Origin of the sequence: Pantoea eucrina (assembly GCF_002095385.1) — a bacterium.
GTDB classification, from domain to species: Bacteria; Pseudomonadota; Gammaproteobacteria; order Enterobacterales; family Enterobacteriaceae; genus Pantoea; species Pantoea eucrina.
In genome coordinates, this window is the sequence record NZ_MIPP01000052.1 from 1 (window position 1) to 20,791 (window position 20,791).

The window sequence follows — 20,791 nt, forward strand, 5'->3', positions numbered from 1 at the left end:
GCGCAGCGCGTTGCGGTCCCGCTGGCGGCGCTGCAGCCGGGCGACATTATTGAAGTTGCCGCCGGCGGCCGCCTGCCGGTTGATGGCGAGCTGCTGCAGTTCAGCGCCAGCTTTGATGAAAGCGCATTAACCGGTGAGTCCCTGCCGGTGAGCCACCAGCCCGGCGATCGACTGATGGCGGGCGCCACCAGCGTTGATCGGCTGGTGCAGATAAAAGTGACCTCCCTGCCGGGAGAGAGCGCTATCGATCGTATCCTGCAGCTCATTGATGAAGCGGAGAGCCATCGCGCACCGGCAGAACGCTTTATCGATCGCTTTAGCCGCATCTATACGCCGGCCATTATGCTGCTGGCGCTACTGGTGATGGTGGTCCCTCCGCTCTCTGGCCTGGGAGAGTGGCAGCCGTGGATCTATAAAGGGCTGACGCTGCTGCTGATTGGCTGCCCCTGCGCGCTGGTGATCTCAACGCCGGCGGCGGTGACTTCAGCGCTGGCCTCTGCCGCGCGTCAGGGCGTGCTGCTTAAAGGTGGCGCCGCGCTGGAGCAGCTGAGCCGCGTGCAGGTTATCGCCTTCGACAAAACCGGCACGCTGACCCTGGGTAAACCGCAGGTTACGGCGATCCACGCTTTTGGCCAGACTGATGAAGCGGCGCTGCTGCGCCTCGCGGCGGCGGCAGAGCGCGGGTCCGGGCATCCGCTGGCGCAGGCAATTGTCGCAGAAGCCGCGAAACGGCAGCTGACTCTGCCGGATGCGCAACAGCAGCAGGCGCTGGCGGGCAGCGGCATTCGCGCGAGCATCGACGGCGTCCCTTATCAGCTGCTGACACCGCGTGCCGCCCCGAGATTGAGCGATCAGCAGCGGCAGCGTGTGATGGAATACGAGCGCGAGGGCAACACGGTGGTGATCCTGCTGCAGGCAGATCGGCCGCTGGGGCTGCTGGCGCTGCAGGATCGGCTGCGTGAAGAGGCTGCGGCGGCTATCGATCAGCTCAGAGCCGCGGGGATCGCCAGCGTCATGCTGACCGGTGATAACCCGCGTGCGGCCGCCGCCATAGCGGCAGAACTTAATATTGAATATCGGGCGGGTTTGCTGCCGGCAGACAAAGTCAGTGCCGTACGCGCGCTGAGCCAGCAGCAGCCGCTGGCGATGGTAGGTGACGGCATTAATGATGCGCCAGCGATGAAAGCGGCGGCTATCGGGATTGCTATGGGCAGCGGCACCGACGTGGCGCTGGAAACGGCCGACGCTGCGCTGACGCAGAACCGCCTGACCCTTCTGCCGCAGACCGTCGCGCTGGCGCGCCGCGCCCGCGCCATCGTACTGCAGAATATTACGCTGGCGCTGGGGCTGAAGGCGCTGTTTCTGCTCACGACGCTGCTCGGCTTAACCGGCTTGTGGCTGGCAGTGCTGGCCGATTCGGGCGCTACGGCGCTGGTGACCGCAAACGCTCTGCGTCTGCTGCGCCAGCCCCCCGTCAGGCCTCCGCGCCTTTCCTGATCAGATACTGGTACGGCAGCGCTTCGGTCTGCTGTGCCAGTAAATCGTGATCCATAAAGCGGCAGAAGCCGGGGATATCGCGCGTAGTCGCCGGATCGTCGGCAATAATCAGCAGCGTTTCACCCGCCTGCATCGTGCGTACCGTCTTGCGTACCATCATCACGGGTTCAGGGCAGCGCAGGCCCAGCGCGTCCAGCGTATGGTCGGGTGCGGAGAAAGGATCGCTCATGATTCTCTTATCGGTCAGTAAACAGGGATGCTCATTCTAGCTCGCCATTTCCGCAGCGCAAGGCGACAACGATTGCGTTAAAATTAACCGTTGCATAAATTGCGCAACGGGTTAAGATGCCGTCCGATTTTTCAATACCGTTGCTTAGTCCCCAAAATCGTTAGTCTTTTGGCACGCGCAGCCAGCGCAGCAAAAATGCGAACGATGAAGGGATGGGTTCCCTCACCCCATTGTTAAAAAAGGCTCAATATGATCGCTTTTTCTGCGCGTCAGCGCATGCACGCCCTTTTCTGGCTGTCGCTGTTTCATCTGCTGGTGATCACCTCCAGCAATTATCTGGTTCAGCTGCCGGTCGCTATTTTCGGTTTTCATACCACCTGGGGTGCGTTCAGCTTTCCCTTTATTTTTCTCGCAACCGACCTGACCGTGCGTATTTTTGGCGCCCCGCTCGCGCGACGCATTATTCTCGCGGTGATGATCCCGGCGCTATTTATCTCGTACGCTATCTCCTGCCTCTTTTATCAGGGGGCATGGCAGGGCTGGGCGTCGCTGCAGCAGGTCAATCTGTTTGTCGCCCGTATCGCCTGCGCCAGCTTTATGGCCTATGCGCTGGGTCAAATCCTTGACGTTCACGTCTTTAACCGTCTGCGCCAGCTGCCGCAGTGGTGGATAGCGCCAGCCTGCGCCATGTTTCTCGGCAACGTCAGCGATACGCTGGCCTTTTTCTTTATCGCTTTTTATAAGAGCCAGGATCCCTTCATGGCAGCGCACTGGGTCGAGATTGCCTTGGTGGACTACAGCTTCAAAGTGCTGATCTGCCTGATCTTCTTCCTGCCCGCCTACGGCCTGCTGCTGAATGCCGCCCTGAAGCGCATGGCGGAACGGCATCAGGCCCGCCAGATCAATTTCGGCTAATGTGCCATAGACGAAATGGCGCGGTGCGCTAAGATTTCCTGACACATCGGCGGTTGCTTTTGACCGCCGATTCCGTTTGTATAAGCCAGACTGGAATTGTAAAAGGGAACAGAATGCGCAACGTAGTGAAGTATGCAGGTATCGGCCTGCTGGTGCTGGGCCTGGCGGCGTGCGATCAGAAAAAAGAGGATGCTGCTGACAACAGCGGTACCAGCGTCAGCCAGTCCGCTCAGACGGTGAATCTGATGGAAGGGAAACTGAGCTTTACGCTGCCTGCGGGCATGTCTGATAAGAGCGGTAAACTCGGCTCTGAATCCACCAATATGCACGTCTACGCTAATGAAACCGGCCAGCGCGCCATTATCGTGATTGCCGGCGACCCGACCAGTGACTCACTTGAGACGCTCTCAAAACGTCTGGAGCAGCAGCAGCGCAATCGCGATCCGCAGCTGCAGGTGGTGTCGAATAAAGCGGTAACGCTGAAAGACCAGCCGGCACAGCAGCTGGATACGGTGATTTCCGCTAACAACCAGACATCGTGGTCAACGGTGGTGCTGGCAAAAGTCGATAACCAGCTGCTGACGCTGCAGATCACCCTGCCGGCAGAGAATCAGCAGCAAGCGCAGAGCGATGCAGACAGCATTGTGAAGAGCATTACCCTGAAGTAAGCCGTTACCCGATGCGCATTAATGCGCATCGGGCCATATTTTGCAGGGTCGCCATTCATGGCGACCTTTTTTATAACCGCACCGGCGAAATATTCCAGATCTCGTCCGCATACTCCTGAATGGTGCGATCTGACGAGAAGTAGCCCATACCGGCGATATTCAGCGCTGCACGCCGCTGCCACTCATCCGGCTGCCGGTAAAGCTTATCCACTTTATCCTGCGTATCCACATAGCTGCGGTAATCCGCCAGCAGCTGATAATGGTCGCCAAAGTTAACCAGCGCATCAAACAGGTTACGGTAACGTCCCGGCTCCTGCGGGCTGAAGACGCCGGTGGCAATCTGCGTCAGCACCTGGTGCAGCTCAGCATCTTCCTCAAAGTATTTGCGCGGGTTGTAGCCCTCTTTGCGCAGCTGCTCAACCTGCGGCGTGGTGTTGCCGAAGATAAAGATGTTCTCTGCGCCCACGTGCTCGCGCATCTCCACGTTTGCGCCATCCAGCGTGCCGATGGTCAGCGCGCCGTTTAGCGCAAACTTCATGTTACTGGTGCCGGAGGCTCAGTACCCGCCGTGGAGATCTGCTCGGAAAGATCGGCCGCCGGAATGATGATCTGCGCGAGGCTGACGCCGTAGTTAGGAATAAACACCACTTTCAGCTTGTTCTTTACCTGCGGATCATTGTTGATCACGTCAGCCACATCGTTGATCAGATGGATAATGTGTTTTGCCACGTAGTAGGCCGAGGCGGCTTTACCGGCAAAAATATTTACGCGCGGCACCCAGCTGGCATCGGGATCGGCTTTGATCCGGTTATAGCGTGTGATCACATGCAGCACGTTAAGCAGCTGCCGTTTGTACTCGTGAATACGCTTGATCTGTACATCAAACAGCGCGTGCGGATTGAGCACGATATCCATGTTTTTGGCGACCCATGCCGCCAGCCGCTGCTTGTTGGCAAATTTGGCATCGGCAACCTGGCGAATAAACGCCGGGTAGTCGATATGCGGCTGCAGCTCGCTGAGCTGTGACAGATCGGTGCGCCAGGTGCGGCCAATGGTTTCATCCAGCACGCCGGAGAGCGCCGGATTCGCCAGCGCCAGCCAGCGACGCGGCGTCACGCCATTCGTTTTGTTGCAAAAACGTCCCGGAAAGAGTCGGGCAAAGTCGGCAAACAGCGACTGCACCATCAAATTGGAGTGCAGCTCAGAGACGCCGTTTACTTTGTGACTCACCACCACCGCCAGCCACGCCATACGGATGCGGCGGCCATCATTCTCATCGATAATCGAGATGCGCGACATCAGATCCCAGTCGTCGGGATAGTGCTCCTGAATCGTCTTCAGGAAGTAATCGTTGATCTCGAAAATAATACTCAGGTGACGCGGCAAAATTTTGCCGATCATATCTACCGGCCAGGTCTCCAGCGCCTCGCTCATCAGCGTATGGTTGGTATAGGAGAAGATCTGACAGGTGACTTCAAACGCGTCATCCCAGCTGAATTTATACTCATCAATCAGCAGCCGCATCAGCTCCGGGATCGCCAGAACCGGATGTGTGTCGTTCAGGTGGATAGCGACTTTGTCAGCAAGGTTGTCCCAGGTTTCATGCATTTTCCAGTGGCGATGCAGAATATCCTGCACCGTAGAGGAGACAAGAAAGTACTCCTGACGCAGCCGCAGCTCGCGTCCTGAGTAGGTTGAATCATCCGGATAGAGAACGCGCGAAACGTTCTCGGAATGATTTTTGTCCTCGACGGCCGCAAAGTAGTCGCCCTGGTTAAACTTGCCGAGATTGATCTCGTTGCTCGCCTGGGCCCCCCACAGCCGCAGGGTATTGGTGGCATCGGTGTCAAAACCGGGAATGATTTGATCGTACGCCATCGCGACAATCTCTTCCGTTTCAATCCAGCGGACGAGCGCCCCCTCATGCTGCAGACGACCGCCGAAACGCACTTTATAGCGGGTATTATGGCGCTGAAATTCCCACGGATTGCCATACTCCAGCCAGTAGTCCGGCGACTCACGCTGCTGGCCGTCGACAATGTTCTGCCGGAACATACCGTAGTCATAGCGGATGCCGTAACCGCGTCCCGGCAGGCCTAACGTTGCCAGCGAATCTAAAAAGCAGGCGGCCAGACGACCGAGGCCGCCGTTGCCGAGTCCGGGATCGTTCTCCTCTTCCATCAGTTCGCTGAGATTGAGTCCCATCTCATCCAGCGCCTGATTGAGATCGTCATAAATGCCCATCGCCAGCAGCGCATTGCCCAGCGTGCGGCCCATCAGGAACTCCATCGACAGGTAGTAAACCTGACGCACATCCTGCGACAGCTGCGCACGGCTGGAACGCAGCCAGCGCTCCACCATACGGTCGCGCACCGCGAGCAGCGAGGCGTTCAGCCACTCATGCTTATTCGCGATTGAAGGATCTTTGCCAATCGTAAACATCAGCTTATAGGCGATTGAGTGCTTCAGCGCTTCAACCGTCAGCGTGGGTGAGGCGTAGGTGAAAGGTGCATTCATATCCGGACTCCCAATCTCTCAATTACAGCATACGTTGATAAAGATCGCGGTAGGCCTGCGCAGCCACCTGCCAGCTGAAATCCATCGCCATGGCCTGGCGCTGAACATAGCGCCACAGTGAAGGCCGTGACCAGAGTACAAAGGCGCGACGAATAGCCCGCAGCAGTGACCAGGCATTGCTGTCTTCAAAACTGAAGCCGCTGGCAACACCATCCGCCAGGTTCTCCAGAGAGCTATCCTGTACGGTATCGGCCAGGCCACCGGTACGACGCACCAGCGGCAGCGTGCCATATTTCAGGCCATAGAGCTGCGTCAGCCCGCAGGGTTCAAAGCGGCTGGGAACCATAATCACATCGGCACCGCCAACAATGCGGTGTGAGAACGCTTCGTGATAGCCAATCTGCACGCCTACGCTGCCGGGGTGTTCCGCCGCGGCCGCAAGGAAACCCTGCTGCAGTTCGGCGTCGCCCTGACCCAGCAGCACCAGCTGCCCGCCCTGCGCCAGCAGACCCGGCAGCGCTTCCAGCACCAGATCGAGCCCTTTCTGTTTTGTCAGCCGGCTGATGACGCAGAAAACCGGCACTTTATCGTCGACCTTCAGTCCCATGGCGATCTGCAGCTGACGTTTGTTTTCCGCTTTGCTTTCCAGGGTTTCGCGGTCATAACGGGCGGTCAGCAGCAGGTCATGAGCCGGATCCCAGATGCCCGGATCCACGCCGTTGAGAATACCGCTCAGACGACCTTCACGCAGACGCTGCTCCAGCAGCGCTTCCATGCCATAACCAAACTCAGGTCGGGTGATCTCCAGCGCATAGGTCGGACTGACCGCCGTGATGTGATCGGCAAAGAACAGGCCAGCCTTGAGGTAAGAGATCTGGCCGTAAAACTCCAGGCCATGCATGCCAAAATATTCGCGCGGGATCTGAATCTCATCCAGATGCCGGGCGTTAAACAGCCCCTGATAGGCAAGGTTGTGTACGGTAAAGACCGTTTTAGCCGGATTGCCGCGCGCGGCGATATAGGCGCAGGTCAGACCGGCATGCCAGTCATGCGCGTGCACAATCTGCGGACGCCACAGGCCATCTACTCCGCTGGCCAGCTCGGCGCCCATCCAGCCCAGCAGTGCGAAACGCAGATAGTTGTCTACGTATGCGAACTGCGACGTGTCGTGGTAGGGGCTGCCGGGACGGTCATACAGTCCTGGCGCATCAATCAGATAAATACCGACACCGTTGTACTGCCCGAACAGCAGGCGCACGGGCCCGGCAAAAGTTTGCAGCTCCGCCACCACGTCAGTATCAGGAATTCCTTTACGCAGATCCGGAAACGCCGGGATCAGTACCCGCGTATCCGTACCATCGGCTATTTGCGCCTGCGGTAATGCGCCGACGACATCAGCCAGCCCGCCCGTTTTCAGCAGCGGAAAAAGCTCTGAACAGACATGTAAAACCTGCATCCTGAACCCCTATTATGTTATCGCGCGCGTTCCACGCGGCGGTTTTTTTGTATGCTTGTCGCCACTCACTGACCCGCGGTGGCCAGCCTGGCCAGCATGGCGCGCGTCACCAGTACGATGCCCTCTTCCGATCGGTAAAAACGCCGGCTGTCTTCATCCGGATTCTCTCCAATCACCATGCCCTCCGGGATTGCGCAGGCACGGTCAATTACACAGCGGCGAAGCCGGCACGAACGGCCTACCACAACATCCGGTAGCAGCACCGCTGAATCAATATTGCAAAATGAGTTTACGCGCACGCGCGGAAACAGCACTGAATTCACGACTACGGAGCCAGAAATAATACAGCCGCCCGATACCAGCGAGTTCATGGTCATGCCATGACTGCCGGATCGATCCTGCACAAATTTAGCCGGCGGCAGTGGCTCCATATGGGTCCGGATGGGCCATTCATGGTCATACATATCCAGCTCTGGCGTCACGGATGCCAGATCAAGATTCGCACGCCAGTAGGCCTCCAGCGTACCTACATCACGCCAGTAGGGTTCTGCATTCTCATCGTTCTGCACGCAGGAGAGCGTGAATGAATGTGCATACGCCTCACCGCTCGCCACAATTTTTGGCAGCAGATCTTTGCCAAAGTCGTGGCTGGAGTTCTCTACCAGCAAATCTTCTTCCAGTAACTGATAAAGATAGTCGGCATTGAAAACATAGATACCCATACTTGCCAGCGCCTTATCTGCGTCGCCAGGCATAGCGGGAGGAGTCGCGGGTTTTTCAACAAAATCGACCACGTTGTTGTCAGCATCTACCGCCATCACGCCAAAGGCGGTCGCTTCCGCCAGCGGAACCGGCAGACAGGCGATAGTGCACTTCGCCCCGCGTTCAGCGTGGTCGAGCAGCATACGCGAGTAGTCCATTTTGTAGATGTGATCGCCGGCAAGGATCACGATGTACTGTGCGTTATAGCGCCGGATGATATCGAGGTTCTGCGTCACCGCATCGGCGGTGCCGCGATACCAGTACTCCGTCGCGGCGCGCTGCTGAGCGGGCAGCAAATCGACAAACTCATTCATCTCTTCGTTAAACAGTGACCAGCCACGCTGAATATGCTGCGTCAGCGTATGCGACTGATACTGGGTAATAACGCCAATGCGCCGGATGCCTGAGTTAATGCAGTTGGAAAGGGCAAAGTCGATGATACGAAACTTGCCGCCAAAGTGAACGGCAGGCTTCGCGCGTTTTGCGGTCAGATCTTTCAGACGCGTACCGCGTCCGCCAGCAAGGATCAGGGCAACTGTCTGGGTAGGGAGCTGGCGAGCCAGCATCAGAGGATCGTTTCTGTCTAACTTCACCATGTCTGACTCCTTATGATTGCTTTAGGAACACACACACGCCGCGTGCGGGCCCGTGCCAGACAGTTGTCAAAATGGGATTATCTTCCCCGGCGAAAGGAGGTATGGCATGCCATTCTCCGTCTGGTAAGGCTAGGTCACTGATTGCATCTGTTGCATTTATTGTTATCAGCCAGCGGTCCGACAGCAGGATTTGCATCTGATGCGCACCCCGCTCCCACTCTTCTGGTTCCAGTGGTTTGCCGCTGGCATTGAACCACTGCACCTGACCATCACCTTCCTGCCACCAGCAGTCTGCCGTCAGCGCCGGAATGCGCTGGCGCAGCTGGATCAGCGCCGCAGTAAAGTCGACCAGTCCTTCATCATCCTGCTGCCAGTTGAGCCACGTCAGCAGGTTATTCTGACAGTAGGCGTTGTTGTTGCCATACTGGCTCTGGCCGCGCTCATCGCCCGCCAGCAGCATCGGCGTGCCCTGTGCCAGCAGCAGCGTGGTCAGCAGCGCATGCGCGCTGTGCCGCCGCCGCTGCAGGACATCCGGATTCGCTTTCAGCCCTTCATGCCCGTGGTTATGACTGAAGTTGTCACTGCTGCCGTCGCGGTTATCCTCGCCGTTAGCCTGATTATGTTTATGGTTATAGCTCACCAGGTCGCGCAGCGTGAAGCCATCATGCGCGGTAATAAAATTAATGCTGGCGTGCGGCCAGCGCCCTGCCTGCTGAAACAGATCGGCTGAGGCGGCAAACCGACGCGCCAGCTCGCCGTTGTTCAGTTCGCCATGCAGCCAGTAGCGGCGTGCGGCGTCGCGAAAATGGTCGTTCCATTCGGCAAAGCCTGGCGGAAACCGGCCCACCTGATAGCCGTTTTCGCCGATATCCCACGGCTCAGCAATCAGCTTGACCTGCGACAGAACCGGACAGGCGCGAATCGCCGCCAGCAGCGGCGCTTCAGCGCAAAAGTCCGGCGTACGCCCCAGCACGCTGGCGAGATCAAAGCGAAAGCCATCAACGTGACAGTGCTGTACCCAGTATCGCAGCGCTTCCAGCGCCCACGCCACCACCTGCGGATCGCTGAGATTTAGCGTGTTGCCGCAGCCGGTCCAGTTCTGGTAATTCCCCTGCTCATCAAGCCAGTAGTAGCTGGCGTTATCCACCCCGCGCAGCGACAGCGTCGGGCCAATCTCTTCCAGCTCTGCGGAGTGGTTAAAGACCACGTCCAGGATCACTTCAATACCTGCTGCGTGCAGCGTTTTCACCGCCTGCTGAAACTCCTGCAGCGCTGTGACGCCCGCTTCCCCTGACGCATAATCCGGGTGTACCGCCCAGAGCGCGTAGGGGTTGTAGCCCCAGTAGTTTTGCAGCCCTGTCCGCTGCAGCCGCGGCTCGCTGGCAAACGCCGCCACCGGCAGCAGCTCCAGCGCGGTAATGCCGAGGTCGCGCAGGTACTTCACCATAGCAGGGTGGCCGAGCGCCGCATACGTCCCGCGCAGCGTTTCAGGAATTTCCGGATGCAGCTGCGTCAGACCGCGCACGTGCGCTTCGTAAATGACCGTTTTGCCCCAGGGCGTACGCGGTGGCCGATCGTCTTCCCAGTCAAAGTCTTCAGCGATAACCAGCGATTTGGGCATGCAGCCGGCGCTGTCCTGATTGTCAGGCTGCGCGATGCCGCCATACAGCGCGGCGTCATCCGCAACGCTGCCGGTAACGGCTTTGGCGCAGGGGTCCACCAGCAGTTTAGCCGGATTAAAACGGTGTCCCCGCTGCGGATCCCACGGACCATAAACGCGATAGCCGTAGCGCTGGCCCGGCTTCAGCCCGACAATATAGCCGTGCCAGATATCGCCGCTGCGGGCGGGCAGCGTCAGACGCTGCTCCTCTCCTTCACGGCTGAACAGGCAGAGCTCCACCTTCTCTGCGTGACGCGAGAAGAGCGTGAAGTTGACGCCGCGTCCATCATAGCGGGCCCCGTGCGGCGCAGGCTGGCCCGCTTCGATCATCAGTCCGCCTCCCGCACCAGCCAGATGGTCGACAGCGGTGGCAGGGTCAGACTCAGCGACTGCGCGCGGCCGTGGCTGGCAATCTCGTCGGTGCGGGCGATGCTGTGGTTACGCACGTCGCTGCCGTGATAGTCGTGCTGATCGGTATTCAGCACTTCGCGCCAGCTGCCCGCCTGATTGACGCCAAAACGGTAATCCTGCCGCGTGACCGGCGTAAAGTTGCTGGCAACAATGATCTCATTGCCTTCGCGGTCGCGGCGTACAAAGACAAACACCGAGTTATCGTGGTCATCCACTACCAGCCACTCAAAGCCCTGCGGATCAAAGTCGAGCTGATAAAGTGGCGCATAGTGGCGATAGGTGTGGTTGAGATCGCGTACCAGACGCTGCACGCCGTGATGCCAGTTGTCATCGCCTTCCAGCAGGTGCCAGTCGAGGCTGACGTCATGGTTCCACTCGCGCCCCTGAGCAAACTCATTGCCCATAAACTGCAGCTTTTTACCCGGAAACGCCCACATCCAGCCGTAGTAAGCGCGCAGGTTAGCGAACTTCTGCCAGGCGTCACCCGGCATGCGATCGAGAATAGAGCGCTTGCCGTGCACCACTTCGTCATGGGAGAGCGGCAGCACGAAGTTTTCGCTGTAGTTGTAGGCCATGCCAAATGTCATCAGATTGTGATGATAGCGGCGATGTACCGGGTCGAGCTTCATGTAGTCGAGGGTGTCGTGCATCCAGCCCAGGTTCCACTTAAACCAGAAGCCCAGCCCTTCATTTTCGCTCGGGCGCGTGACGCCAGGGAAGTCGGTTGACTCTTCCGCCACGGTGATGCTGCCAGGTACCGCCGTGCCCAGCGTCTGGTTGGTATGACGCAGAAATGCAATCGCTTCCAGATTTTCGCGCCCGCCCAGATGATTCGGGATCCACTCGCCCGCTTTACGGCTGTAGTCGCGGTAGATCATTGAAGCCACCGCATCCACGCGCAGGCCGTCAATGCCAAACCGCTCCAGCCAGTAAAGCGCGTTACCGGAGAGATAGTTGCTGACTTCACGCCGGCCAAAGTTATAGATCAGCGTATTCCAGTCCTGATGATACCCTTCGCGCGGATCGCTGTGCTCATAGAGTTCAGTGCCGTCAAATTTCGCCAGACCGAAGTCGTCGTCAGGAAAATGGCCCGGTACCCAGTCCAGCAGTACGTTGATACCCGCCTCATGTGCCGCTGCAATAAACTGACGGAACTCATCGCGCGTGCCGAAGCGCCGCGTCGGCGCATACATGCCCAGCGGCTGATAACCCCAGCTGCCGTCAAACGGATGCTCATTAATCGGCAGCAGCTCGATATGGGTAAAGCCCATCTCTTTGACATAGGGGATAAGCTGCTCAGCCAGCTCTTTGTAGCTCAGCCAGAAGTTGTTATCGGTGTGGCGTCGCCATGAGCCGAGGTGCACCTCATAAATAGAGATAGGCTGATCAAAACCGTTCGCCGCTTTGCGCGCTGGCTGCATCTCAACCTTCGGCGGCAGGCCGCAGATCATCGATGCCGTCTGCGGGCGCATCTGCGCTTCAAACGCAAACGGGTCAGCTTTGATACGCATCTGCCCGTGTAAATCGACAATCTCATATTTATAGAGCTGTCCGTTTACCGCACCCGGCACAAACAGCTCCCAGATACCGAGTTCGCGCCGGAAGCGCATCGGATGACGGCGGCCGTCCCAGAAGTTGAAGTCGCCCACCACAGAGACGCGCCGGGCATTCGGCGCCCATACGGCAAAGCGGATGCCGCTGACGCCATCAATGGTCGCGCCGTGCGCACCCAGGGTTTCATACGGACGCTGGTGCGTACCTTCAGCCAGCAGCCAGGCGTCCATATCGGCCAGCAGCGGGCCAAAACGGTAGGCGTCATCAATCAGATTCTGCTGACCATGCCAGTTCACCGCCAGCTGATAGCGAAACATGTTCTTGCGGCGCGGAATAATCCCGCTGAAAAAGCCGCGTGAATCCAGACACTTCAGCTGACCACATTTGCGGCCGGTTTTGGTTTCAATCACCCAGACTTCAGACGCATCCGGCAGCAGCGCGCGGACTTCAAGGCCCTGAACGGTCTGGTGCATTCCCAGGACAGAAAAGGGGTCGGCGTAATCCCCGGCAAAAAGCGCATTGATCGCATCGCGATCGGGAAACTCTGACATGACTTTCTTCCTATGATTTTGTGCAGGCGACCGCAGGGGCAGCTGTGCCGCTGTAAGTGCGCTGCTTTTCATTGAGTCATACGTACACTGGCAAGAGAGGCCACCCTCCATGGGAAAATTCGTTGCCAGGTACCACTACTAATTCGCTTACAAAGTACAACCTGTTAACAATCGGTACTTCTCAGTTAAATCATAGCTTGGGGTTGGCAGAAGCCAGGGAGGAACGTGAAAAATTGTTATCGGAAAAACAAAAAAGGGAAGCCGATCACTCGCTGGCGGCAATTTGCCTTATGTTTTGCCCGTCAGCTGATTAAAAAAAAGCCGGGAAACCCCGGCCTGTCTGATGTCGCTGCGCTTAGTCGATAAGCAGACGCAGCATGCGACGCAGCGGTTCTGCGGCACCCCACAGCAGCTGATCGCCAACGGTGAAAGCGGAAAGATACTCCGGTCCCATATTGAGTTTGCGCAGGCGGCCAACCGGCGTGGTCAGGCGACCGGTAACCGCGGCGGGCGTCAGCTCGCGCATCGTGATCTCGCGATCGTTTGGCACCACTTTTACCCACTCGTTATGCGCTGCAAGCAGCTGCTCAATCTCTGCCAGCGGCAGATCTTTTTTCAGCTTCAGCGTAAACGCCTGGCTGTGGCAGCGCAGCGCACCGACGCGCACGCAGAGGCCGTCAACCGGAATGATGTTGCCGGTGTTGAGGATCTTGTTGGTCTCCGCCTGCCCTTTCCACTCTTCGCGGCTCTGGCCATTGTCGAGCTGCTTGTCGATCCAGGGAATCAGGCTGCCCGCCAGTGGCACACCAAAGTTATCCGTCGGCAGCGTGCCGGAACGGGTAAAATCAGTCACGCTGCGCTCAATCTCCAGAATAGCGGAAGCGGGATCCTGCAGCGCCGGAGCGACATGGTCATGCAGCATACCCATCTGCGTCAGCAGTTCGCGCATATGACGCGCGCCGCCGCCGGACGCCGCCTGGTAAGTCGCCACCGAGGCCCACTCTACCAGATCGTTTGCAAACAGGCCGCCCAACGACATCAGCATCAGGCTGACGGTGCAGTTGCCACCGACAAAGGTTTTGATGCCGTTGTTCAGGCCGTCGCGAATCACCTGATGGTTGACCGGATCGAGAATAATGATGGCGTCATCTTTCATGCGCAGCGTAGAAGCTGCATCAATCCAGTAGCCCTGCCAGCCGCTCTCGCGCAGCTTTGGATAGACTTCACTGGTATAGTCGCCGCCCTGGCAGGTAATAATGATGTCGAGCGCTTTCAGCGCGTCAATATTAAACGCATCCTGCAGCGCGCCGGTTGACTTACCGCCAAACGCGGGCGCAGCCTGACCCAGCTGCGACGTAGAGAAGAACACCGGATTGATCACGTCAAAATCGCGTTCTTCGCTCATTCGTGACATCAGCACAGAGCCGACCATGCCACGCCAACCAATAAAACCTACATTCTTCATTTTCTGTCCGTCTCAGGAGCTCGGGCCGAGGCCTGTATAGTGCATGTATCAGACCCGGCGCTAACGATGCGCGAGCCTGCGTAATATTCAGGTTTACCTGCGACCTTCAACTCTACAAAATGCTGCACTTCTGGCAAGTGAATTAATTCGATTACACCTGTTTTTTCAGCAACAGAGCTAATAATAGTGAACACCAACAGAAAGGAGTGGTTTACCGCCCATGACTGAAATGATATCTGCGACCGTGCTGCTGCTGCTGATCATGGATCCTCTCGGCAATCTGCCTATTTTTATGTCGGTGCTGAAACATCTGGAACCCAGACGCCGTCGCGTGGTGCTGATGCGCGAAATGCTGATTGCGCTCGGTCTGATGCTGCTGTTTCTGTTTGCCGGTGAACGCATTCTGATGTTCCTGAATCTGCGCACCGAAACGGTCTCTATTTCCGGCGGCATTATTCTGTTCCTGATCGCGATTCGCATGATTTTTCCTTCCGGCGACACCGGCAGCAGCGGCCTGCCGGCCGGTGAGGAGCCGTTTCTCGTGCCGCTGGCCATCCCGCTGGTCGCCGGCCCCTCACTGCTGGCCACGCTGATGCTGCTGTCGCACCAGTACCCGCATCAGATGAGCCATCTGGTCGGCGCGCTGCTGATCGCCTGGGGAGCTACGGTTATCATTCTGCTGCTGTCGGGAGTGTTTCTGCGCCTGCTGGGCGACAAAGGCGTTAACGCGCTGGAGCGGCTGATGGGACTGATCCTGATTATGCTGGCGACGCAGATGTTTCTGGATGGGATCCGGGCGTATCTGAAGTTATAACCGCATGCTATGGCTGCGGGCGACTGGCATCGCCCGCATCAACCATTCAGGATTTTTTCTTTATGGGTTTGCCAGACCAGTAGCCTGCCAGCAGTGAGCCGGAGAGGTTGTGCCAGACCGAGAAGAGTGCACCCGGCAGGGCAGCAAGCGGTGAGAAATAGAGTTTGCCGAGCGTAGCCGCCAGCCCCGAATTTTGCATCCCCACCTCCAGCGCCAGCGTGCGGCAGGTCGACTCATCAAAGCCAAACAGCTTGCCGCCCCAGTAGCCGCCGAGCAGACCAATGGCGTTATGCAGGATCACCGCCAGAATAACCATCAGGCCCACCGATCCGATAAAGCTCTGGCTACCCGCCACCACCGCGCTGATAATCAGCAAAATGCAGAGCATGGAAAACGCCGGCAGCCAGGGTTCAACGCGGCGCACCACGCTGTTCATGGTGTGATGAATAATCAGCCCGAGTGAAATCGGGATCACCACAATTTTCACGATGCTCAGCAGCATCCCCACTACGTCGACCTGAATATGCGTATCAACGTAAAAACGGGTCAGCAGCGGAGTGGCAAATACGCCCACCAGCGCAGAGACGGAAGAGATCGTCACCGAGAGCGCCACATCGCCCTTCGCCAGGTAAATCATTACGTTTGACGCGGTTCCGCTGGCGACGCTGCCGACCAGAATCATGCCGGCAGCCAGATCGGGCGGCATCTGAAACAGCTTTGCCAGCGCCCATGCGGCCAGCGGCATCACCAGATAGTGCAGAAAGGTGCCGGCAATCACCGGAGCCGGACGCACCAGCACGCGTTTAAAATCGTCAATATTTAGCGTAACGCCCATGCCAAACATGATCAGCATCAGCAGATAAGAGACCCACGGACCGATACCGGTAAAGGTGGATGGCGAGTAATAGGCGGCGACTGAGAGCAGTACAGCCCAGAGTGGAAACAGGCGGGTGAGACTGGCGAGCATGAAACACTTCCTTTTTCAGAGACCTTTGTCCGCTACAAAAGCGAGCCGGAGAGGTTTTAGATGATGTGCCACAGGTGAAAGATCGCACGGGGAACGACCGCTGCAATCGGAAGAGATCATAACATTTCGTTATCGCCGACGACGGTGCCGGCGGCAATTGCCTATCAGCTGCTGCGTATTACGCCCTGAAGCGGGAAATAACACTGCGCTTTGCGGCAAACGCCAGCAGATATGGCGGGTTCAGGCGGAAAAAAAGCCGGACAGCGTCCGGCTAATCAGCATCATAAGGGGGGTATCAGGCACCAAACAGATTGTGATGCAGCGCGCGCACCACTGCTTCCGCATCTGGCGTCGGCACCAGGAAACAGAGGTTGTAGCTGCTGGCACCGTAGCAAATCATGCGCAGATTAAACGGCTCCAGCGCACCAAAGACCTCTTTGCCCACGCCGCAGGCTTTCGACAGGTTGTTACCGATAATAGCGACCAGCGCCAGATTCTCTTCAACTTCCACGCGGCACAGCGAAGAGAGCTCGGTAAGCAGCGCCTGCGTCAGCAGGCTATCCACGCTGCTGGTGGAGCCGGTGTTATCCAGCGTCAGCGCCACGCTGACTTCAGAGGTGGTGACCAGATCCACAGAAACATTATGGCGCGCCAGAATCGCAAACACCTCAGCCAGAAAACCGTGCGCGTGCAGCATGTTCAGGCTGTGCAGCGTCAGCAGCGTCTGCTTGCGACGCAGTGCCAGCGCGCGGAACAGCGGCGGATTACGCGTTTCATTGCAGACGCGCGTGCCGCCGGCGGCCGGATCTTTACTGGAGCCAACAAACACCGGGATATCGCTGCGTACCGCCGGCAGCAGCGTGGCGGGATGGAGCACTTTCGCGCCAAAAATTGCCATTTCTGCCGCCTCTTCGAAGGTGATCTCTTCGATACGGCGCGCAGCCGGCACCACGCGGGGATCGGTGGTATAGATACCTGCCACGTCGGTCCAGATATCGATGCGCTCAGCCTGCAGCGCCTCGCCCAGCAGCGCAGCAGTATAATCGCTGCCGCCGCGGCCCAGCGTGGTGGTGCGCCCTTTGCTCTCGCTGCCGATAAAGCCCTGAGTCACCACCAGCGCTTCGGCAATGCGCGGCTGCAGCTGCGCCGCTGCCAGCGTCTGCAGCTCAGCCACCTGCGGCTCGGCCCGGCCAAAACGATCGCTGGTGCGCATCACTTTGCGAACGTCAAACCACTCTGCATTGACACCGCGCTCGCGCAGGATCTCGACAAACAGTAGCGTTGACATCAGTTCGCCGTGGCTGACCAGTTCATCGGTAAGAGCCAGAGAATTGGCCAGCGCCGTGGTATCTGACAGCATGGTGATGTTTTCCAGCACGCGGTCAATTTCTTCACGGATCACATCCGGCGCAGCAAGGCGATCGATAATGGCGTACTGGATACGGCGAATTTCATCCAGCATCTGGGTACGCTCTGCCTGATCCTGGCCCTCGGCCAGCGCGACCAGCAGATTCGTCACGCCAGCAGACGCAGAGAGAACGACCAGACGGGTGTGGGCATCGGACAGCACAACGTCTGCGCTGCGGTTCATGGCATCGAAATCGGCAACGCTGGTGCCACCAAATTTTGCCACAATCAACGGTTGAGACATGTAACAAACCTCGTGTCAGGTTATCTTCCGCCGGGAATTCGGTTCAGAAGACAGGGATAACAGCCTTGGCACAAGAGAAGAGCGGAATTGGACAGACAAGATCAGGAGATGAGTCACCAAAAGCACTTCACCTTGCGAAACGTCCGACTGCGGACGCTTCTGGTGACAACCCAGAGGATTCAGCCCCTGCAGCCGACAGCACAACACTCCGCGTGTTATGCCATCTCGGCGTCGCACCCCCTGATGTGTTTTCGCCGGATACGGATCCTCAAACACACTGCCTGGGCGACGCGCCTCTTCTGGCTTGCACCCGGAGGTGCAAGTCGCGGGCATAAATTATCGACAAATTGTGCTGCTGTCCAGCCTTGTGGCACCCGGAGAAATGATTTTTTAACGCGTGCAGCCCCGCTGTAAATACGCGCCGCGCCCGATGCGGGATCCCTGATACAAAAGCGCCCGCTTACGCGGCTTTTTACTGACGCGCCGCAGAATTTATCTTTTCCGCATGCGGCATACTGGCGCCTGGATTTCACTGAAACCGTGCGGCCAGGGTCACAAAATTTTTCCTTTCGCCTGCAACTATGGTCATACTGAAATGCGTTTGCGCGATGCCTGTTCGACTGTACCCGACGCGGTTATGCCCCTGATAAACAGGCGCACACCGGGGTATCAGCAGCGCGCCGTAAGAGAAACTAAGCATGCCGGGCCAGCGGAACGCGCCCGGATGAAATGACGGTTCTTATATCAACAAGAGTGTTGCCATGAAAAATATCAATCCGACACAAACCGCAGCGTGGCAAGCGCTGCAGCAGCATTTTGAACAGATGAAATCAGTGCAGATCGCCGATCTTTTTCAGCAGGATGCCGATCGTTTTGCGAAATTCTCCGCTACGTTCGATGACCAGATGCTGGTGGATTTCTCAAAAAACCGTATCACTGAGGAAACCCTCACAAAATTACAGGCGCTGGCTAAAGAGACTGACCTGGCGGGCGCCATTAAATCGATGTTCTCCGGCGAGAAGATCAACCGTACGGAAGAGCGCGCCGTGCTGCACGTGGCGCTGCGCAACCGCAGCAATACGCCGATTCTGGTTGATGGCAAAGATGTGATGCCGGAAGTCAACGCCGTGCTGGACAAGATGAAAGGCTTCTCTGAGCGTATCATCAGCGGCGAATGGAAGGGATACACCGGTAAGCCTATTACCGATGTGGTCAACATCGGCATTGGCGGCTCCGATCTCGGTCCGTTTATGGTAACTGAGGCGCTGCGCCCTTATAAAAACCATCTGAATATGCACTTTGTCTCCAACGTTGACGGCACGCATATTGCTGAGACGCTGAAAGATCTGAACCCGGAAACCACGCTGTTCCTGGTGGCCTCAAAAACCTTCACCACGCAGGAAACCATGACCAATGCGCACAGCGCACGCGACTGGTTCCTGAAAACGGCGGGCGATCAGCAGCACGTGGCAAAACATTTTGCCGCGCTCTCTACCAACGGCAAAGCGGTCAGCGAGTTTGGTATTGATACCAGCAACATGTTTGAGTTCTGGGACTGGGTTGGCGGGCGCTACTCGCTCTGGTCGGCCATCGGCCTCTCTATTATTCTCTCCATCGGCTTTGACAACTTCACGCAGCTGCTCAGCGGCGCACACGCGATGGATCAGCATTTTGCCACCGCTCCGGCGGAGCAGAACCTGCCGGTGCTGCTGGCGCTGATCGGTATCTGGTACAACAACTTTTTTGGTGCCGAAACCGAAGCGATCCTGCCTTATGACCAGTATATGCATCGCTTTGCTGCCTATTTCCAGCAGGGCAACATGGAATCGAACGGCAAGTATGTCGATCGTGAAGGCAATCCGGTCGACTATCAGACCGGCCCGATTATCTGGGGCGAGCCTGGCACCAATGGTCAGCATGCGTTTTATCAGCTGATCCATCAGGGAACCAAGCTGGTGCCGTGCGACTTTATTGCACCGGCCATTACCCATAACGCGCTGGCCGATCACCACCAGAAGCTGCTGTCGAACTTTTTTGCTCAGACCGAGGCGCTGGCGTTTGGTAAGTCACGCGATACGGTAGAGAAAGAGTTTACCGATGCCGGCAAATCGGCGGAGTCCGTGGCGCACATTGTGCCGTTTAAAGTGTTTGAAGGTAACCGTCCGACTAACTCCATTCTGCTGCGCGAAATTACCCCTTACAGCCTGGGTGCGCTGATTGCGCTGTATGAACATAAGATTTTCACGCAGGGTGCCATTCTGAATATTTACACGTTCGATCAGTGGGGCGTGGAACTGGGCAAACAGCTGGCAAATCGTATTTTGCCTGAGCTGGAAAATGACGCAGATATTGCCAGTCACGACAGCTCGACCAATGGATTGATCAATCGCTACAAATCCTGGCGTTAATTTGCATCAGGATCATCAGGGCGGCCGCTGGCCGCCTTTTTTATTCCGCTTATTTGCCGGTTTTAATACGGCCATTCATTGCTGATGAAATATCCCTTCGGCTGGCTACAGAAAATCTGATGTTGCGCTAAGCCTCTGCAAAAATCACAGATTTTACCGGATCTGATTGCGTGCAACAGGCGCTCAGCCCCCCTGAATCCACGCGGATTTAAATTTACAACCCATCAGGAAAATCCGATAATTCCTATTCCGTGCCAAATTTTACTAAAAAAGTGTAAAATCCTGCCGTATATAATGTCGTCATATTTACGCTTCAGGCAGCAGCAAACGGGCCACGGAAAAAAGCTATTCACGCCGGTTTTTTCTGACTGCAATACCACAGCAGCCGGATACGGGCGCGCTTTTTAGCCTGCTACAGGCTGATATTTTATTGCTCTGACGTAAATGCGCCTGAAACCAGGATAGCTCCTTCATTCATTTTTTTCTAAATGCAGGAAACGCTGTTATGAAAAAACTCGTGGCTGCCGGTGCAGCCTTGTTATATCTCGCGGTCGCTTCTGCCGCCCACGCCGTACCGGAAGAGACCGGCGCAGCAGCCGGCGCACAGGCGGGCGCGATCTCCTCTGGCGCATCGACCGCGGTGGGGATTGGCGCGCTCGGGCGCGCTGGT

Annotated in this window: 14 protein-coding genes, 1 pseudogene and 1 riboswitch; of the genes and pseudogenes, 6 read left to right on the forward strand and 9 right to left on the reverse strand. The window is 57.3% G+C overall.

Annotation, left to right across the window (positions count from 1 at the left end):
• A partial coding sequence (locus tag HA43_RS16665; RefSeq protein WP_128083824.1) for a heavy metal translocating P-type ATPase occupies window positions 1-1,497 on the forward strand: 1,497 nt, incomplete at its 5' end.
• Here HA43_RS16665 and tusA read toward each other — a convergent pair.
• Window positions 1,475-1,726, reverse strand: a complete 252-nt coding sequence (tusA, locus tag HA43_RS16670; RefSeq protein ID WP_039381895.1) for a sulfurtransferase TusA — start codon at window positions 1,724-1,726, stop codon at window positions 1,475-1,477. The genes HA43_RS16665 and tusA overlap by 23 nt on opposite strands.
• Before the next feature lie 249 nt (window positions 1,727-1,975).
• Between tusA and HA43_RS16675 the strand changes: the two genes are divergently transcribed.
• Window positions 1,976-2,641, forward strand: a complete 666-nt coding sequence (locus tag HA43_RS16675) for a 7-cyano-7-deazaguanine/7-aminomethyl-7-deazaguanine transporter (protein ID WP_039381893.1) — start codon at window positions 1,976-1,978, stop codon at window positions 2,639-2,641.
• A 113-nt stretch (window positions 2,642-2,754) separates the two neighbouring features.
• Window positions 2,755-3,309 (forward strand): DcrB family lipoprotein, encoded by a 555-nt coding sequence (locus tag HA43_RS16680; RefSeq protein WP_039381890.1) that lies wholly within the window; start codon window positions 2,755-2,757, stop codon window positions 3,307-3,309.
• Window positions 3,310-3,379: 70 nt separating this feature from the next.
• On the opposite strand, the pseudogene glgP reads toward HA43_RS16680, so the two are convergent.
• From glgP to asd, 6 genes and pseudogenes are all read right to left on the reverse strand, one after another.
• Window positions 3,380-5,826: pseudogene (gene glgP / locus HA43_RS16685) on the reverse strand (glycogen phosphorylase).
• 22 nt (window positions 5,827-5,848) lie between these two features.
• Window positions 5,849-7,282: a glycogen synthase GlgA gene (gene glgA / locus HA43_RS16690; RefSeq protein WP_094112166.1), complete on the reverse strand. Its 1,434-nt coding sequence runs from the start codon at window positions 7,280-7,282 to the stop codon at window positions 5,849-5,851.
• Window positions 7,283-7,347: 65 nt separating this feature from the next.
• Window positions 7,348-8,640 carry a glucose-1-phosphate adenylyltransferase gene (gene glgC / locus HA43_RS16695; RefSeq protein ID WP_094112167.1) on the reverse strand — a complete coding sequence of 431 codons (1,293 nt, stop codon included), beginning with the start codon at window positions 8,638-8,640 and terminating at the stop codon, window positions 7,348-7,350.
• Between the two features lie 10 nt (window positions 8,641-8,650).
• Entirely contained in the window at window positions 8,651-10,630 is a 1,980-nt protein-coding gene (gene glgX / locus HA43_RS16700; RefSeq protein WP_094112168.1) for a glycogen debranching protein GlgX, read from the reverse strand.
• Window positions 10,630-12,816 carry a 1,4-alpha-glucan branching enzyme gene (glgB, locus tag HA43_RS16705; protein WP_094112169.1) on the reverse strand — a complete coding sequence of 729 codons (2,187 nt, stop codon included), beginning with the start codon at window positions 12,814-12,816 and terminating at the stop codon, window positions 10,630-10,632. Before glgB ends, glgX begins: the two co-directional genes overlap by 1 nt.
• A gap of 355 nt (window positions 12,817-13,171) precedes the next feature.
• Complete coding sequence (asd, locus tag HA43_RS16710; protein WP_094112170.1) at window positions 13,172-14,281, reverse strand: aspartate-semialdehyde dehydrogenase; 1,110 nt, start codon at window positions 14,279-14,281, stop codon at window positions 13,172-13,174.
• A gap of 220 nt (window positions 14,282-14,501) precedes the next feature.
• Here asd and HA43_RS16715 point away from each other — a divergent pair, with 220 nt between their 5' ends.
• Window positions 14,502-15,095: a YhgN family NAAT transporter gene (locus HA43_RS16715; RefSeq protein ID WP_094112171.1), complete on the forward strand. Its 594-nt coding sequence runs from the start codon at window positions 14,502-14,504 to the stop codon at window positions 15,093-15,095.
• Between the two features lie 46 nt (window positions 15,096-15,141).
• Here HA43_RS16715 and panS read toward each other — a convergent pair whose 3' ends face one another.
• Together panS and lysC are read right to left on the reverse strand one after the other, a co-directional pair.
• Complete coding sequence (panS, locus tag HA43_RS16720) at window positions 15,142-16,062, reverse strand: ketopantoate/pantoate/pantothenate transporter PanS (protein ID WP_039381880.1); 921 nt, start codon at window positions 16,060-16,062, stop codon at window positions 15,142-15,144.
• Window positions 16,063-16,357: 295 nt separating this feature from the next.
• Complete coding sequence (lysC, locus tag HA43_RS16725) at window positions 16,358-17,713, reverse strand: lysine-sensitive aspartokinase 3 (protein ID WP_094112172.1); 1,356 nt, start codon at window positions 17,711-17,713, stop codon at window positions 16,358-16,360.
• 112 nt (window positions 17,714-17,825) lie between these two features.
• A riboswitch (Lysine riboswitch) is annotated at window positions 17,826-18,020 on the reverse strand.
• A 454-nt stretch (window positions 18,021-18,474) separates the two neighbouring features.
• On the opposite strand from lysC, the gene pgi reads away from it, so the two are divergent.
• Together pgi and yjbE are read left to right on the forward strand one after the other, a co-directional pair.
• Window positions 18,475-20,121 carry a glucose-6-phosphate isomerase gene (pgi, locus tag HA43_RS16730; RefSeq protein ID WP_094112173.1) on the forward strand — a complete coding sequence of 549 codons (1,647 nt, stop codon included), beginning with the start codon at window positions 18,475-18,477 and terminating at the stop codon, window positions 20,119-20,121.
• Window positions 20,122-20,626: 505 nt separating this feature from the next.
• Window positions 20,627-20,791: exopolysaccharide production protein YjbE (gene yjbE, locus HA43_RS16735; RefSeq protein ID WP_244555237.1), on the forward strand; the 165-nt coding region annotated here is incomplete at its 3' end.

Bases quoted from the DNA above. Each gene is read 5' to 3' on its own strand.
- glgA (WP_094112166.1), bottom strand. From the start codon at position 7,282: ATGCAGGTTTTACATGTCTGTTCAGAGCTTTTTCCGCTGCTGAAAACG.
- HA43_RS16675 (WP_039381893.1), top strand. From the start codon at position 1,976: ATGATCGCTTTTTCTGCGCGTCAGCGCATGCACGCCCTTTTCTGGCTG.
- HA43_RS16715 (WP_094112171.1), top strand. From the start codon at position 14,502: ATGACTGAAATGATATCTGCGACCGTGCTGCTGCTGCTGATCATGGAT.
- glgC (WP_094112167.1), bottom strand. From the start codon at position 8,640: ATGGTGAAGTTAGACAGAAACGATCCTCTGATGCTGGCTCGCCAGCTC.
- glgB (WP_094112169.1), bottom strand. From the start codon at position 12,816: ATGTCAGAGTTTCCCGATCGCGATGCGATCAATGCGCTTTTTGCCGGG.
- HA43_RS16680 (WP_039381890.1), top strand. From the start codon at position 2,755: ATGCGCAACGTAGTGAAGTATGCAGGTATCGGCCTGCTGGTGCTGGGC.
- panS (WP_039381880.1), bottom strand. From the start codon at position 16,062: ATGCTCGCCAGTCTCACCCGCCTGTTTCCACTCTGGGCTGTACTGCTC.
- tusA (WP_039381895.1), bottom strand. From the start codon at position 1,726: ATGAGCGATCCTTTCTCCGCACCCGACCATACGCTGGACGCGCTGGGC.
- lysC (WP_094112172.1), bottom strand. From the start codon at position 17,713: ATGTCTCAACCGTTGATTGTGGCAAAATTTGGTGGCACCAGCGTTGCC.
- glgX (WP_094112168.1), bottom strand. From the start codon at position 10,630: ATGATCGAAGCGGGCCAGCCTGCGCCGCACGGGGCCCGCTATGATGGA.
- asd (WP_094112170.1), bottom strand. From the start codon at position 14,281: ATGAAGAATGTAGGTTTTATTGGTTGGCGTGGCATGGTCGGCTCTGTG.
- pgi (WP_094112173.1), top strand. From the start codon at position 18,475: ATGAAAAATATCAATCCGACACAAACCGCAGCGTGGCAAGCGCTGCAG.